The organism is Saccharothrix sp. ALI-22-I, assembly GCF_001984175.1.
GTDB lineage: Bacteria > Actinomycetota > Actinomycetes > Mycobacteriales > Pseudonocardiaceae > Actinosynnema.
The window spans coordinates 81,783-95,833 of the sequence record NZ_MTQP01000055.1; the positions used below are offsets into that span (position 1 = coordinate 81,783).

General features: G+C 67.9%; 15 protein-coding genes and 1 pseudogene. 10 read left to right on the top strand and 6 right to left on the bottom strand.

All coding sequences use genetic code 11. The features are described 5' to 3' along the window. Positions 1–54: 54 nt before the first annotated feature. A pseudogene (locus ALI22I_RS14645) lies at positions 55–381 on the top strand (transposase family protein); the annotation flags it as partial. 242 nt (positions 382–623) lie between these two features. Here ALI22I_RS14645 and ALI22I_RS49200 read toward each other — a convergent pair. Then, positions 624–1,301, bottom strand: coding sequence for a hypothetical protein (locus ALI22I_RS49200; protein ID WP_143532203.1), 678 nt, complete (start codon positions 1,299–1,301; stop codon positions 624–626). Between the two features lie 13 nt (positions 1,302–1,314). On the opposite strand from ALI22I_RS49200, the gene ALI22I_RS14660 reads away from it, so the two are divergent. The 4 genes from ALI22I_RS14660 (at position 1,315) to ALI22I_RS14670 (ending at position 6,433) form a co-directional block, all read left to right on the top strand. Then, positions 1,315–1,869 (top strand): ArsR/SmtB family transcription factor, encoded by a 555-nt coding sequence (locus ALI22I_RS14660; protein WP_238598361.1) that lies wholly within the window; start codon positions 1,315–1,317, stop codon positions 1,867–1,869. An 8-nt stretch (positions 1,870–1,877) separates the two neighbouring features. Further along, complete coding sequence (locus ALI22I_RS14665; protein WP_238598362.1) at positions 1,878–3,161, top strand: MFS transporter; 1,284 nt, start codon at positions 1,878–1,880, stop codon at positions 3,159–3,161. Positions 3,162–4,062: 901 nt separating this feature from the next. Continuing rightward, positions 4,063–4,188, top strand: a complete 126-nt coding sequence (locus ALI22I_RS54675) for a hypothetical protein (RefSeq protein ID WP_274522925.1) — start codon at positions 4,063–4,065, stop codon at positions 4,186–4,188. Between the two features lie 103 nt (positions 4,189–4,291). Then, a complete protein-coding gene (locus tag ALI22I_RS14670; RefSeq protein ID WP_077006049.1) occupies positions 4,292–6,433 on the top strand; it encodes a DEAD/DEAH box helicase in 2,142 nt (713 codons plus the stop codon). A gap of 293 nt (positions 6,434–6,726) precedes the next feature. Here ALI22I_RS14670 and ALI22I_RS14675 read toward each other — a convergent pair whose 3' ends face one another. Further along, a complete protein-coding gene (locus tag ALI22I_RS14675; RefSeq protein ID WP_143532204.1) occupies positions 6,727–6,990 on the bottom strand; it encodes a hypothetical protein in 264 nt (87 codons plus the stop codon). A gap of 440 nt (positions 6,991–7,430) precedes the next feature. On the opposite strand from ALI22I_RS14675, the gene ALI22I_RS14685 reads away from it, so the two are divergent. Then, positions 7,431–7,976, top strand: coding sequence for a hypothetical protein (locus tag ALI22I_RS14685; RefSeq protein WP_143532205.1), 546 nt, complete (start codon positions 7,431–7,433; stop codon positions 7,974–7,976). A gap of 71 nt (positions 7,977–8,047) precedes the next feature. Here ALI22I_RS14685 and ALI22I_RS14690 read toward each other — a convergent pair whose 3' ends face one another. After that, positions 8,048–8,908, bottom strand: coding sequence for a glycosyltransferase family 2 protein (locus tag ALI22I_RS14690; RefSeq protein WP_179118233.1), 861 nt, complete (start codon positions 8,906–8,908; stop codon positions 8,048–8,050). Further along, a complete protein-coding gene (locus tag ALI22I_RS14695) occupies positions 8,901–9,491 on the bottom strand; it encodes a hypothetical protein (RefSeq protein ID WP_077006053.1) in 591 nt (196 codons plus the stop codon). Before ALI22I_RS14695 ends, ALI22I_RS14690 begins: the two co-directional genes overlap by 8 nt. 1 nt (position 9,492) lies before the next feature. On the opposite strand from ALI22I_RS14695, the gene ALI22I_RS14700 reads away from it, so the two are divergent. The 4 genes from ALI22I_RS14700 (at position 9,493) to ALI22I_RS14715 (ending at position 12,285) form a co-directional block, all read left to right on the top strand. Continuing rightward, positions 9,493–9,780 carry a hypothetical protein gene (locus ALI22I_RS14700; RefSeq protein WP_077006054.1) on the top strand — a complete coding sequence of 96 codons (288 nt, stop codon included), beginning with the start codon at positions 9,493–9,495 and terminating at the stop codon, positions 9,778–9,780. Between the two features lie 110 nt (positions 9,781–9,890). Then, positions 9,891–10,085: a hypothetical protein gene (locus ALI22I_RS53645; RefSeq protein WP_238598363.1), complete on the top strand. Its 195-nt coding sequence runs from the start codon at positions 9,891–9,893 to the stop codon at positions 10,083–10,085. A 720-nt stretch (positions 10,086–10,805) separates the two neighbouring features. Next, entirely contained in the window at positions 10,806–11,627 is an 822-nt protein-coding gene (locus tag ALI22I_RS14710) for an AraC family transcriptional regulator (protein WP_077006132.1), read from the top strand. Between the two features lie 76 nt (positions 11,628–11,703). After that, entirely contained in the window at positions 11,704–12,285 is a 582-nt protein-coding gene (locus ALI22I_RS14715) for a dihydrofolate reductase family protein (protein WP_077006056.1), read from the top strand. 569 nt (positions 12,286–12,854) lie between these two features. On the opposite strand, the gene ALI22I_RS14725 is transcribed toward ALI22I_RS14715, so the two are convergent. Both ALI22I_RS14725 and ALI22I_RS14730 read right to left on the bottom strand, forming a co-directional pair. Beyond that, the gene (locus tag ALI22I_RS14725) at positions 12,855–13,244 is read right to left on the bottom strand and encodes a helix-turn-helix domain-containing protein (protein WP_238598364.1); all 390 of its coding nucleotides are present in this window, start codon (positions 13,242–13,244) and stop codon (positions 12,855–12,857) included. 202 nt (positions 13,245–13,446) lie between these two features. Further along, positions 13,447–14,007 (bottom strand): dihydrofolate reductase family protein, encoded by a 561-nt coding sequence (locus tag ALI22I_RS14730; protein ID WP_083751743.1) that lies wholly within the window; start codon positions 14,005–14,007, stop codon positions 13,447–13,449. Positions 14,008–14,051 lie beyond the last annotated feature (44 nt).

The following is a 14,051-nucleotide window of genomic DNA, read 5'->3' on the forward strand; positions in this document are numbered from 1 at the left end:
AACGCCAGCCGTGACTCGTAGTCACCCTGAACTCTGGGGACTTCAACTGCGACACGGACAACCGACCGCAACGACTGCACCGTCTACCGCGACTCCGGCATCAAAGACCAAGGTGGGTGATCGGCCGGTCATGACGACGGCGGCTACCGCGGCAATCCAGACGTGATCATGCCCTACCGCCAACCCGCGGACGGCCGCCGGCTTCCCGAGTGGAAGGAAGAGCTGAACGCCGTCCACCGCAGCATCCGCGCCAGGATCGAACACACCTTGGCCCGCATGAAGTGCTGGAAGATCCTCCGCGACTACCGACGCGCCGCCAGCACCCTCGCCGACGCGGTATCCGGATTCGCCCACCTCCACAACATCACACTCGCAGGCTGACCGAACACCGTTAGACCCCAACCAGAAGATCCGTTACGTGACAGTCCTTAGCAGGGGGTGGTTGGGCGGCGGTGACCGACGCCTCGGCTGGTGAGCACCGAGCAGGGCAGGGAGGCGGCGGCGTGGACGGTGTCGATTCCTCATGTGGTAGCCGAGTTCGATCAGCATGGACATGTAGAGCGAATCGGTACCCATCGGGCGCCACGAGTCCCGTTGCAGGCTCTCTTCCATCGCGGCGAGGGTCAGGAACATGTCGTAGACGGTCGCCTTGGCTTCGGAGGCGTTCGCGATCTTGTCGACCAGTTCATCACCCTGCCCGTAGTGGGGCTCGGGGAGGTTGAGCAGGCGGTGGGCGAGTGCGTGCCGGCGCTCCATTGCCTTGCGAAGTGCGTGCGCGCCGTCCAGCTTCTGCAGCGCGAGCCACCTCCGCGCGGTCTTGGGGCGCTGGTGCGGCGGGCGACGTTGGCCAGGAACTGGTGCCGAACCTCGATTGCGGCGTCCCAGTTCTTGTTGTTCTCCCGCACCCACCGGCGCTCGGTGAGCTCGGTGCCCTGCTCGTCGTCCGGGCTGGGCCGGAGCCGGTCCAGCGACCGGGCGTCACCGGGCCACTCCGAGATGGACTCGTCGAAGATCGTGACACCCGCGGCCGTGAGCTGCTCGACGAGCGCCGCTTCGGGCTGCCGCAGGCGCTCGGCCTCGGCGCGGTCGTTGCGCAGGCGCTGGGCGAGCACGTTGAAGTTGTTGGTGCGCTCGACGGCGGTGAGGATCAGCTTCTTGGCTGCCTCGAGACTCAGGCTGTGTGGTTGAGCTTCCGCGACGGGCGGAGCGAAGGGGCTTGGGCGCGGGTTGAGTGAGGTCGAGAAGGGGAGTGCAGGAACGAAGGCCTCACGTACCGGACAGCCGACAAACTCCTTGAGCAATGGTCAAGGATCGTTGACCATTGCTCGCATGCCTACCGATGATCTTCCCGAGACGTTTCACGTCACCAGTGACGACCAGCTACGCGCCGTCTCCAATCTCACGCGCCACCGGATCATGGCCGTGCTCCGCTTCGAGCCGGCGACGATTACGCAGATCGCCGAGCGGGTGGGTCTTGCGAAGGGGAGTTCCAGCTATCACGTGCGGCTGCTGGAGCGGGCCGGCTTGGTGAAGGTGGTACGGACGCGGAAGGTGCGGGGTGTCACCGAACGGTATTACGCGATGGCCGCGCGGTCGATCGTGTTGCCGGATCCGGGCGAGGGAGGGCCGGATGTGCTGATGCGGCATGCGGTGGCGGACCTGGAGGCGTCGCCGGTGGATGGCGAGCGGCACGTACGGATGGCGCACCTGCGGCTCACCGGGGAGCAGTTCGCGGAGCTGGGGGCGCGGTTGCAGGCTCTGGCGGACGAGTACCGGGAGCTGTCCGATCCGTCGCTGCCGGACGCGTCACTCGTCTTCGCACTGTTCCACCCGGCACCGCGCGAGCAGGCCGAGGGGGACTCCAAGTGACTTCAGATGTGAGGAAGTTGCCGGCCGGGTTCGGACGGCTGTGGACTGCGCAGACGGTGTCCTCGCTCGGTGACGGGGTGTCGCATGCCGCGCTGCCGCTGCTCGCGTTGACGTTGACGCGGGATCCGATGGCGCTCGCCGTCGTCACGGCCGCGGGGACGCTGCCGTGGCTGCTCTTCGGGGTGCTCGGCGGTGCGCTGGTGGACCGCTGGGACCGCCGGCGCACGATGTGGGTCGCGGACGCGGCGCGTGCTGTGCTGCTCGCGATACCGGCGGCGGCGACCGCGCTCGACGTGCTGAGCATTCCGCTGCTCGCGGCCGTCGCCTTCCTGCTCGGCCTCGGCGGACTCTTCTTCGATACGGCCGCCACGGCCTATCTGCCGGATCTACTCGGCCGCGACCCCGCACTCTTGGAGCGCGCCAACTCCCGCTTGCGCGGCGCCCAGACCGCCATGTCCGGCTTCGCGGGGCCGCCTGCGGGCAGTGCGCTGCTCGCGCTCGGGCGGGTGGTTCCGCTGCTCGCCGACGCGGTGTCGTTCATGCTCTCCGCACTGCTCGTACGTACGCTGCCCGCCATGCCCCGGCCCGTGCCGCAGGTCCGTGAGTCGCTGCTTCGGCAGGCGCGGGCCGGGGCCTCGTACGTCTTCCGGGACCGGTTGCTGCTCGGGCTCGCGCTCCGCCCGGCGGTCGGGAACGTCGCCTTCCTCGCTGTGGAGACCGTCCTCGCTCTCTTCGCGCACGACCGCCTCGGCATCGACACCTACGGCTTCGGCCTGCTCCTCACGGCGGAGGCCACCGGCGGCCTGCTCGGTGCAGGCATCGCCTCCTACCTTGGCCGACGACTCGGCACCGGCACCGCACTGACCTGCACGGCCGCCGTTGAAGGGCTTGCCATCCTGGGCTTGGCCGCTGCCTCGAACCCGTACGTGGCCGGGCTGGCGCTCGCCGTCTGCGGGGCTGGCATGGGCGCCACGATGGTGCTCGGGCCCTCCCTCCGGCAGGCGATCGTCCCGGCCCACCTCATGGGTCGGGTCGCCTCCACCTCCCGCATGCTGGCCATGTGCGCCGCCCCCACCGGGGCCTTCCTCGGCGGCTGGCTGGCCACCACCTACGACATCCGCACCCCGCTCTACGCCGCCGCCGTCCTCCTCCTGGCGATGACGGCCATCACGGCATCCATGACCAGCAACCGCCGGGTCGAAGCGGCGCTGCGTGCCGCCGCTCCGGCCGGCGGTCCAGATCACCCGGCAGCCAAGGGTCTCGCCCAGGAGAGCGCACCCGACTTGTTGTGACAGGGTCGCGACGCGGAGCAACTCGAAACTCGCCTCCCACTGCTGCTCGCGGGGCAACGCCCCGCAGTCGATGACCAGTCGCTCCAACAGTTCGGCCACGTGCGGTGGAGCCGCCCTGCCGAGTCCGTCCACCACACCGGCCAGGGGCCACGGCACCCCGGATTCCGGTAGAGCTGCGATCCCCGCCTCGTAAAGAGGCAGGAGCCAGGCCGGGTCGACCAGGTGTCCGAAGAACAACCGCAGGTGATGTCGGTTCGACGCCAACTCGCGTAGCCGGTCGACCTGCCCTGGACCCTGCCACGGCTCGGAGGCCAGCTCACGTAGCGCCCGCACCACGGTGTCCGGCGGTGTGAACATGCGAACGAACCACGCCACGGTCCTGTAGTACAAGGCCGTCGCGGCAGCCAGAGCCGCGTCCGTGTGCAGACTTGCGTTCGCTTCCCCTCGGAGCCGCCCGTATTCGGCCACGGGGTTGAGCTCTCCCGGCAGCGGGTCGATACCGGTCTTGTGACGCAGGTACCCGAGCAGGTGACTCGCGTAGTAGGAACTCTGGTCCCGCTTCTGCGAAACCCGCCGCAGCGTCTCTTCCAGCGCCCGCAGCGCGGTATCCCGCTCGGCAGCAGGCTGGTACATCGCCGACTGGTAACAACTCCGCCCACAGCACCGGTGAGGGCCGGAAGCCCGACGCGGTGGCCAAGGACATCTCGTGCGACCCGAACTGGTTCGTGCTCGGCGCCGTGTCGAGGTGCACGGCGACGGTGGTGACCCCGGACGGCAAGGAGTACCGCTTCTCCGGCTTCGCGAACGAGCTGTCGTCCGCTGACGTCGGTCGCGAAGTGCCGATGACCGCGTACCGGACCAGGAGCGGGAAGCCCACGACGACGTTCTACCCTCGAAGCAGTTGGCGCAGAACGATCTCGGCATGCTGCTCGGGTTCTTCGGGTCGGCGGTGCTTGCCATCGGCGGCCCGATCGCGGTGTGGCCGCGCCGCCGGAAGTCACCGGACGGCGCTCCGCTCAACACCTAGGTTCGCCACGTCGTCGGCGGCGCGGCCGACTGCGTCACGTGCTCCGACTACCGACGACAGGTCTGGTTTCGGTACTCTCGGACCGCCTGACGAAAGGACACGGGTGGGCGACTCGTCGAAGGTCGGTAGGCACGCTCGCGCGGTGCTGGCCGCCGCGAAGGCGTTCCGCGCCGAGGCAGCAGGGGTGCGCGCGGAACCGGATCGGCTGCTCGCGCTCGGCGCCGCGAAGTACCAGGAGGTCCGGGACTCGCTGGTGGCCGACCAGCTCCGCGCCATGCCGGTGGACAAGCTCCGGGACACGAAGGCGAACCTGCGGCTGAGCAAGCTGAAGGCCGCCGGGTACCGGACCGTCGCCGACGTCGCCAAGGCACGCCCGGAACAGCTCGACGGCGTGCCCGGAGTCGGCAGGCAGTCCGCCGAGCAGATCGTGCGGGTCGCCCGCGCCGTCGTCGACGGCGTCGCGCGCGACACGACTGTCCGGCTGAACCCCGACCGCGCTGACCGCGCCCAGACCGAGCTGCTGCAGCTGATGTCCAAGCTGCGCAGGGCGAACCAGCTCGTCGGTCCGCTGCGCGAGCCGCTCGGAGACGTGCTGGGCAGGGTCGACGCCGACGTGCGCGCCGCATCCCGTGCCTGGAGCCGGGTGCGGATGTTCTTCTCGTCGCGGAAGAACCGACAGGCCGCCATCGATTCGCTCGGCCGGCTCGAGGCCCTGCTGGCCAGCCGCGACGTGGCGGCGTTGCGCGCGGTGGGCGCGCAGCTGCGCGTGCCGGACCTGGATCACCGCGCGCTGTGGCGCGACTACGAGCTCGACGCGGCCGCCTACAACACGCTCCTCGCCGACCTCGCTGGTGCGGACGCGATGCCGGATCGCAGTGCCGCCAAGGGTTTCGTCCCGGCCGACATCGAGCACGAGGTCGACGCGACCACACTGGACACCAGCCTGCTGAAGGTGTCGCTGCGCGGCTACCAGGTGTTCGGAGCCAAGTTCGCGCTGGCCCGCAAACGCGTCATCATCGGCGACGAGATGGGACTGGGCAAGACGATCGAGGCCATCGCGGTGATGGCCAGCCTCGCCGCCGGTGGGCGGCGTGGGTTCCTGGTGGTCTGCCCGGCGAGCGTCGTCGTCAACTGGGTCAACGAGATCGCCAGGCACAGCGACCTCGTGCCGCACCGGATGCACGGCGCGGGCCGCGACGGCGCGGTCGGCAAGTGGTTGGCGCAGGGCGGCGTCGGCGTGACGACGTTCGGCACGTTGCCGAAACTGGTGCTGCCGAAGAGGTTCCGCCCGGCGCTGGTCGTGGTCGACGAGGCGCACTACGTGAAGAACCCGGACACGCAGCGCTCACAGGCGGTCAACACGATCGTGCAGCGCGCGGAGCGGGCGGTGCTCCTCACCGGCACGCCGATGGAGAACCGCGTCGAGGAGTTCCGCAACCTGGTCGCCTATCTCCAGCCGAGCGTCGCGGCCCGCACGGGCGCCACCGACGCCGTGGTGGGAGCGAAGGCCTTCCGCCGCGTTGTCGCACCGGTGTACCTGCGGCGCAACCAGGAGGACGTGCTGGGGGAGTTGCCGGAGCTGCTGGAGATGGAGGACTGGGTCGAGTTCGGCAAGCAGGACCGAGGTGCGTACCTCGACGCGGTGCGCGAGGGGAACCTGATGGCGATGCGCCGCGCCGCCTACGCGCCGGGCACGCCCCGCGGCTCGGCGAAGCTGGAGCGGCTGCTGGAGATCATCGAGGAGTCGAGGGACAACGGCTGGAAGGTCGTGGTGTTCTCGTACTTCCACGACGTGCTGGACGCGGTCGCGGACCACCTCGAAGTCTTCGGTCCCCTGACCGGCGCGACGTCGGCGCAGGGCCGTCAACAACTGGTGGACGCGTTCACGGCGTGCGAGGACCACGCGGTGCTGGTGGCCCAGATCGAGGCGGGCGGCGTGGGCCTCAACATCCAGGCCGCGTCCGTGGTGATCATCGCCGAGCCGCAGTGGAAGCCGAGCACGGAGGACCAGGCGATCGCCCGTTGTCACCGGATGGGCCAGGTCCGCAAGGTCCACGTGCACCGGTTGCTGGTCAAGGACAGCGTGGACGCGCGGGTGCAGGAGATCCGCGACCACAAGACCCTGCTGTTCGACCACTACGCGCGCGAAAGCGACACGAAGCACTCGCACGCGAGCGCACTGGACTCAGCGGTGTCGGTGGAGCAGCGAGTGGTGCGGGCCGAGCAGCAGCGCCTTGGTCTTTAGGATCTGGACGCATGCCGGACGTCGCCGAGTTGCAGAAGCGGTTGTCCGACCACAGCACCGCGTACGCGTCGGCGGGGTCGGCCGTGACTTCTCGGCAGCCTCGGTCAGGAGCTTCTCGGCACGTGGTGCCTCGGCGGCGATGCTGTCCAGCCTACGCGCGTTCTGCCGCAGATGATTCACGGTCTTGTGTCTGCTGGGCGCGAAATGGTTCGCCGAGAGCCGGTCCTACGTGGCTGTCTCGTCAGTCGTTTGAAGCAGATGAGAGCTGTGGCGAGGGTTGCGAAGTCCTGCGTTCACGGTTCGCCTGCCGTGTCCGGCGCGATTCGGAAGTCGGTGAGGAGGCTCCACGCGAGCGCCGTGTCGATCACTATGTGCCTGCGGGCGGTGGCGAGTACGACCGCGGCTTCTTCCTGCTCGTCGGCACCGGGCTTCCCGGCGAACAGGGCGAGTTTGCCTGACCGGAGTCGCGGAGTCGAACACTCGCTGGTAGCGTCGATCACTGTAAATTCAGTGTTGAATGAAACAATATATTGGCCCAGGTTGCCCTGATCAGCCAATCTCCGGTGGGTACCTCCCCGACCGGTACTCCATGGAGGCATGCATGATCACATGTGAGGTCGTCGTGGGCGAGAGGCGAGGGTTGTTGTGGCGTCGGCAATCGATGAGCCATCGGGGCGGGTTCTGACGGTGTGGAGGGACGTCGGTGACCGGCGTGGGGCGCCGAGTGTGGTTTGTGATGGCTTGTGGGTGCCAGAAGTGGGCCACGTGGCCTGACCTCTGGTTAGGCGGCTGTGGGTTCGTACTCGTTGATCAGGCCGCCGAGGACTGGTCGGCGACGTATCGAGGTGCAGCTCGGCTTTGCGATCGGGTGGTCTGGTCGTGGTGGGGTGAGTTGTAAGACCTGGTGTGGTCTGCGGTGGGAAGTAAAGACATCAGAATCATGAGACATTAGTGGGAGTGATCCCGCGTGTGGTGCCGGTGCAAAGATGGGGGTAAAGTGTTCGCCCGGCAGCGCGAAAGCCTGCGATTCGATGTTGATGCAATCTGCGAGGCTTGCGGATTTGTGGTCTCCAAGGTGCAGCCGGGTGAGTCGAGGCGGGGCGACGACCGCCTGCGCAGCATCTCGCTCACGCACCGCGTTGGTGCCGAGGACCACTTTTTCGACGGGAACGACTCCCAGTTTGACCAGAGCGGTAACAAGGTCTACCGCGAAGAGGTCTTCACCGAGTTCAACGAGGACTTCAAGGGGGCCTACTTCTGGGAGGTCTACCGGCAGATGCCCTTCCAGGTCGGAAGGATGCGCCTGATGGTCCTTCCTCCCCGGCGATCTATGCAATGCACCGCGACTCCAGTTGCCGCGCGCACATCGCGATCAAGACCAACCCGAACCGCCGCATCGTCGCTGGGAGCGGGGAAACCTGCACGTCCCGGTGGACGGCAGGTGTACGTATTCGACACCAGGGGCGACCACACGGCGTACAACGCGGGTGGCGAGGAGCGCGTACACCTCACCATGTCGATGTCGGACACCGAGCTGGGCTGATCGCGCCCCCGTGACAGTGGTTGCCCGGCGGACACTCGCCGTCACGGGACCGAGCTACCCACATGCGCCGCTCAGCGCTTGCCGAATCCCCGGACTGCGGACAGCGCGGTGAGCGCTGCGAAGCGCAAGAGTAGGAACGCGGCCGCGAGCGGGAACGCCAGCACCCGTGGGGTCCCGGCACCTAGGCGCCATTGGAAGCGCAACGCGCCGACGTGGTGGTGGTAGATGCTGCGGATCCGACGTGACCGGGATGACCTCCCACCGAGGTGCATGACGCTCACCGCTGGCTCGTAGAGCGTCGCGTATCCGATTTTTCGAGCGCGGAGAGAGAAATCCATGTCCTCGATGTACATGAAATACGCCTCATCGAGGCCGCCCAGTTCCTCCCACACCGTCCGCGGGATCAGCATGCAGCACCCGGAAACCCAGTCGACCGCTACCGTGCGTGTGCGATCGACATCTCGGGCGTGGTATCGCCGGGTGGCGAAGTTGTTCGGTATCGCCTTGCCCAGCACCGCATGGACCGCCGCGTCTGTGAGGTTGGGGAAGCGCCTGCCGCTTGGGTATTCCGCCCCGTCCTCGCCGACCACTCTCGGACCTACGCAGCCGACGCGGTCCTGAGATCGCGCTGTGTCGATGAGTCGGGTGAGACCGTCCCGCGGCAGGACGGCGTCCGGGTTGAAGACCAGTACCCATGGCGCGGTGCCGTTGCGGGCCCCTTGGTTGACCGCAGCGGCGAAACCGCGGTTGTCCCTGTTGCGCACGACGGTCACGCCGAGCCGCTCGGCCGTCGCGGCGCTGTCGTCGGACGACGCGTTGTCCACGACAGTGATGTTGACCCGCGCACCGCTCGCCTTTTGCAGCGACTCGATGCAGCGGGGCAGGTCCGACGCGCTGTTGTAGGAAACGACCGTGCAATCTACTTCATACAACGTCTTCCACCTGACTCCCAGGATCCCGATCGACCCGCAGGCTATCGCGTCGGATGCGGGCCAACTCCGAGAGGACGTCGGCCAGCGCCGCCCGTTCCTCGGTGACGAGCAGCTCCACTGCGCGGGCGAAGGCGACGAGCAGGCCTCCTGCCGTAGCGCGGGAGAAGTTCCGGGCGCTGGCCAACACCGAAACCACCCATTCGTCGGATGAAGTCCTGGCCCACACCGAGAAACCCGGGTCGGACGACATCAGCGCGACATGACGCGTTCGAGCGGTGATCCCCGGCAACTCGGTCGACATGGTGACCGACTGCCGGTGGCTGTCCGCCCGTTCCCCCGCGCCGGGGCCGGTCGCCAGCTCGGCGCAGTGTCGCAGGGGCGACGACCCGGAGAAGCGCGAACACCAGAAGTCGCGCGACGCCCTGCCTTCCGGGCCGGCCGGCCAGCTCGCCTGGGATTCGCAGTAGGCTGACCACTGCGGCGGCCGGTCCAGGGCGGCCGTGGACGCCGGCGCACCGTACGCGGCGGACAGGTCGGCGACGAGCACGTCCTTCGACCACCCGTCGAAGACTAGGTGTTCCACTGTGAACGCGAGCGCGAGCCACATCGCCGAGCTGCATGCCCAGGTCACGGCGCATGCAGAACCGCCGGTGGTGGTGGTCGACCGACCGTTCGCGATCCTGGCCGTGCTGATCGGCTCCGTGGCCGGGTTCGTCTTCCGCGGACCGGCGTCAATGCTCTGCCACCTGTCGATCGTGCTGCGCGAGCACGGGGTGCCCGCGGTGTCCGTGCCCGATTTCGAGGTCGAGCAGGGCCGGGTGTTGAACCTGCTCGGCAACGGCGAGGTTCGAGTGGAGGTCCCTCGTGCTTGAACGAGGGAGGGCAACCAGGATCGGGTTGGTGGAATTGTCGGGCGTTGGCAAGAGCACCCTGGCCGCGCACCTGCAACGGTACCTGGCCGACGAGTGGGCCGATTATTGTGTTGTCCTCAAGCTCGCCGACCCCCCTGTACCGCATCCAGCGGCACTACTACGAGACGGCGCGGGTCGGTGTTCGGCAAGGGCAGGACCAGACGCTGCGCGCTGCCATCGCGACCGACCTGCGGAAGCTGTCGGCCAGGGCGTTGCTCGACGACTTCCTCAGCCGCAGCCGCCTGTCGGCTCGGCCGCACAGGTGACGGAACCGCTGAAGGTTGACGACAGGCTCCGCCGCACCGCCCACAAGGCTGTAGTGGCCTGATCGGCGCACAATCGCCAGTCCGCCCATCCCTGCCAGCGCTCGCCGCAACCGGGAGGGGTAACTGTGGAGCGTCGCCCGGGCTCGGGGCTTTGCGCCCGTACCCCAGACTCGGCTGACCAGACGGCCGACCGAAACGACCTGCCCGACGTCCACCGCGAGGGCCACCAGCACGCACCGATGCCGGGGTGTTCCCAGATCCGCCGGCCGGCCGTCGATCTCCACACTGACGTCTCCCAAAAGACGCAACACCACCGGTACCCCTGGCTCCGTGGCACTCCCGCCCTCAGTCATAGCGCTCTGAACTGCGCTTTGCGGAAATCCTGCAAGCGAATCACGCGATCGGTCGCGCATCCTGGCGCTGGTACGCACCACGTCCGTAACCGGATCGAGTTAGGAAGGCGCGATGCACATGCGCACAACAAGATCTGTCGTAGTCAGTGGAGTTGTCGCACTCATCGCTTCCAGCGGAGTGCTTGCGGCCGCGTCTGCTAGTGCCGGTGACTTGTCGCGGTCCGACGCGGGCGGAGGCGGGGTTCGATAGTGTGGAGATCTTGGTGTCGACGCCACGGGGCTGCCCACGGGGTGTCGGCGCCCTATCCCCGCGTGCGGTGCCGGCGGGGCGTCGGCGATGCTTGTGCCTGTGAAGTACGTGTCCAGAGTGCCGCGACCGCCGCTGGACGGGCTGATCGACGACCTCTACTACCTAGAGGGTGCGCCGCCGTACGCCCGGCTGATGCTGCCGCCGATGCCGGCGGCGGTGCTCATCGTCAACCTCGGGGCGCCGTTCCGCATCCGCGCCGGCTCCGACATCGAGACCGCCGAGTACGCCGACGGCTGCGTGGTCACTGTGCCCACCCGCGCGTTGGAGTTCGGCTACCCGCTCCGGACCCGGTCCGTAGGCGTGCACTTCAAGCCGTGGGGGCTGGCGCCGTTCCTGCCGATGCCCGCGGCCGAGCTGTGTGACAGGCCGGTGACGGTAGAGGAGGTCTGGGGGCGGCCCGCCACTGCTGAGCTGCGGGACCGGCTGGCCACGGCGGACGGGCCGCACGAGATGCTGACGCTTCTCGAGGAGGAGTTGATGCGGCGGTTGGGTGAGACCGCTGGTCTGGGGTTGGTTCGCTATACGAGCAGTGTCATCGCGGCGACCACGGGGGCGGTGGCGATCGGTGATCTGAGCGAAGCGGCCGGTGTCAGCAGCACTCATCTGGCACAGCGTTTCAAGGAGCTCGTCGGTGTCACGCCGAAGCGGCTGGCCCGCACCTACCGGTTCGCGGCCACCGTGTTCGCGATGGATCCCGACGGGCCGGTCGACTGGGCCGGCCTGGCCGGTGGCGCGGGCTATTTCGATCAGGCTCACTTCGGCCACGAGTTCCGGGCGTTCACCGGGCTCACGCCGACCCGGTACGTCGAAGTCCGGCGGCGTTTCCTGCGTGAGCATCCCGGTCACGCGATGGATGGGTGGCCGTTGCCCGTTGATTGATTTCTTACAAGAACGGCTGCTCACCGCACGCTAGGGTCGGCGCACCCACCCCAAGCAAGCAGCAGTGGAGAAGCCCGTGGGCAAGGTGGTCATGTACAGCTCGGTGTCAGTGGACGGCTTCGTCGCCGACGACAACGACCAGCCCGGGCCGCTGTTCGACTGGCTGTCCAACGGCGAGTTCTCACTGGACGACACCGGCGCGGTCAAAGTCTCACAAACCTCCTACGACTGCACCCGCGCCTACTGGGACCAGATCGGCGTCACCATCGTCGGCCGCCACGTCTTCGACATGACCGACGGCTGGGACGGCAAACCCCCCGGCGGAATGGACCACGTCGTCGTCGTCACCCACCGCCCCCAGCCCGACGGCTGGGACCCCGAAGCACCATTCCACTTCATCAACGGCATCGAAGCAGCCGTCGCCACAGCACAACAACTCGCCGGAGACCGCCTCGTCGAAGTCGCCGCAGGCAACGTCGGCGGCCAGATACTCGCCGCCGGCCTCGTCGACGAAGTACGCATGGACGTCGTCCCCGTCGTGTTCGGAACCGGCAAACGCTACTTCGGCACAGTCAACGCGCAACACCTCCTGGAAGACCCCGACGTCACCATCCAAGGCAACCGCGTCCTCCACCTGCGCTACCAAGTACGCCGCTGACCGGTAGGAAGCGGGCGGTGTTGTTCTGAGAACGAGCGACAGCTGATCGCTGCCCACGACCGGGGCGCTGGCCGACAGCCCGGGCGAGCGCGCCGACGTCCGGGCGCCTACCTCGCTCACATGCACATCGGCTGGAGCCGCTGTTACGCCTGGGCGCGACTGCACCGGTGGTGGACGGGGCCTGGATCCCACACCTGTACACATCACCGCCTGCCCGCCGAGCTGGCCGACGGAGATCCGGTCACCCGACGAATTCCAGGGCTTGCCTGCCGGATCGCTGACTCGACGCCGTCGGCGACGAACGTGAACGGCGCGGTGTCCGCGCAACCCCAGTCGTCCGGCGCCCGGGTGTGACGACGAGGTCATGCTCGCCCGTCGCCGCCACACCGTCTCAGTCGGCCCTCAGGAAGTCCTTCGATGCCTCGTAGATTGTCGCGGCTAACTCTTGGGATATAGGTGGCGGAGTTTGACGCGTGCGTCGTCGGTGGTGAATTGCCAGCGGACCTGGCGTTGTTCGGTGTTGATGGCGTGTTGCCAGGCGTTCCTCAGATGAGGGCGCAGTTCCGTTTTTAGGATCCGGCCGATGGTGGAGTGGTCCAGGTTCGGGATGTCCTCGGTGAGTTCGACGTGTTTTCCAGCAGCCGCAACGACCACCGGGCATGCCCCGCCGGCGGCTGCGAGCACGCCAGGGCGATCAGCCGGGCCTCCACCTCGCCGGTCACCGGGGACGGCACCGGCGGAAGATCGCGCTTCTTGCGCGAGGTCGTGGCGCGGATGTCGCCGCCGGTCTCGGCGAACCGCTTGGCGACCAGCCGCAGTGTCTCGCACGAGACCCCGAGCCGGGTCGCGATCACCGCCTTCGGGTCGATCTCGCCCACGGAGGTGTCCAGCGCGAGCAGCACCCGCGCCCGCATGATCGTCGATGCCGGACGCACACCCGTGGTGGTCAGCCGGATCAACTCTTCACGATCCCGCGCCGACAACGCGACGGCCGCTTCATCAGTGAGGCCATGGCGACAGGCCTTGTCCGGCAGGAGAGGGACCTGCCGGACAACAGCCTCCCAGCCACACGTGCCACAACTAAGCAGCGACACGCTACTAGCGGGTACCCGTCATGGGAGCCGTCCACTGACACAACGGCGCCCATGACCGATTGTTCCGTCAGGCGGTTCCCTCGGCGTTCGCGGGCCGGTAGCGGAGCATGACCACTCCGGACTTGTACTGCGTGGTCGACACCAGGTCGAGCCGCAGCGGCCCGAAGCCGTCGAAGAACCGCGGGCCGGAGGGCCACAGGTGCGGGTGCACCCCGAACCAGTACTCGTCGATCAGGCCGCGCTCCGCCAGCGCCTGCGCGAACTCCCCGCTTCCGGAGACCCACAGCGTGCTGTTTTCCTTGACCTTCTTGACGCTCTCGGCGAGGTCACCCTCGAGCAGCGTCGCGTTCCACTCCAGCGGGCCGGACAGTGTCCGTGACGCGACGTACTTCGGCATCGCGTTGATCCGGGCCGCGAACTTCTCCATCCCCGGGACCTGGCCGAGTGTCGGCCACACGGCCGCCAGGCCCTCGTAGGTCTTGCGCCCGAGCAGCATCGCGTCGGCGAGCGTCAGCTGCCCGAGGTTCGCGTCCTTGCTGTCGTTGTCGAGCTCCAACCAGTGCTCCGGGGTCGGCGCCTCGTATGCCGCGTTGACGGTGACCGCGCTGTGCAGAATGACCTTTCCCATGCGGCGCATGCTACTAGCGCGCCCGCCGGGTGCGAATCGGTCGT

What these genes read in the sequence shown, in the direction of transcription:
- ALI22I_RS14730 (WP_083751743.1), bottom strand. Translation starts at nt 14,007, where the DNA reads ATGGGAAAGGTCATTCTGCACAGCGCGGTCACCGTCAACGCGGCATAC.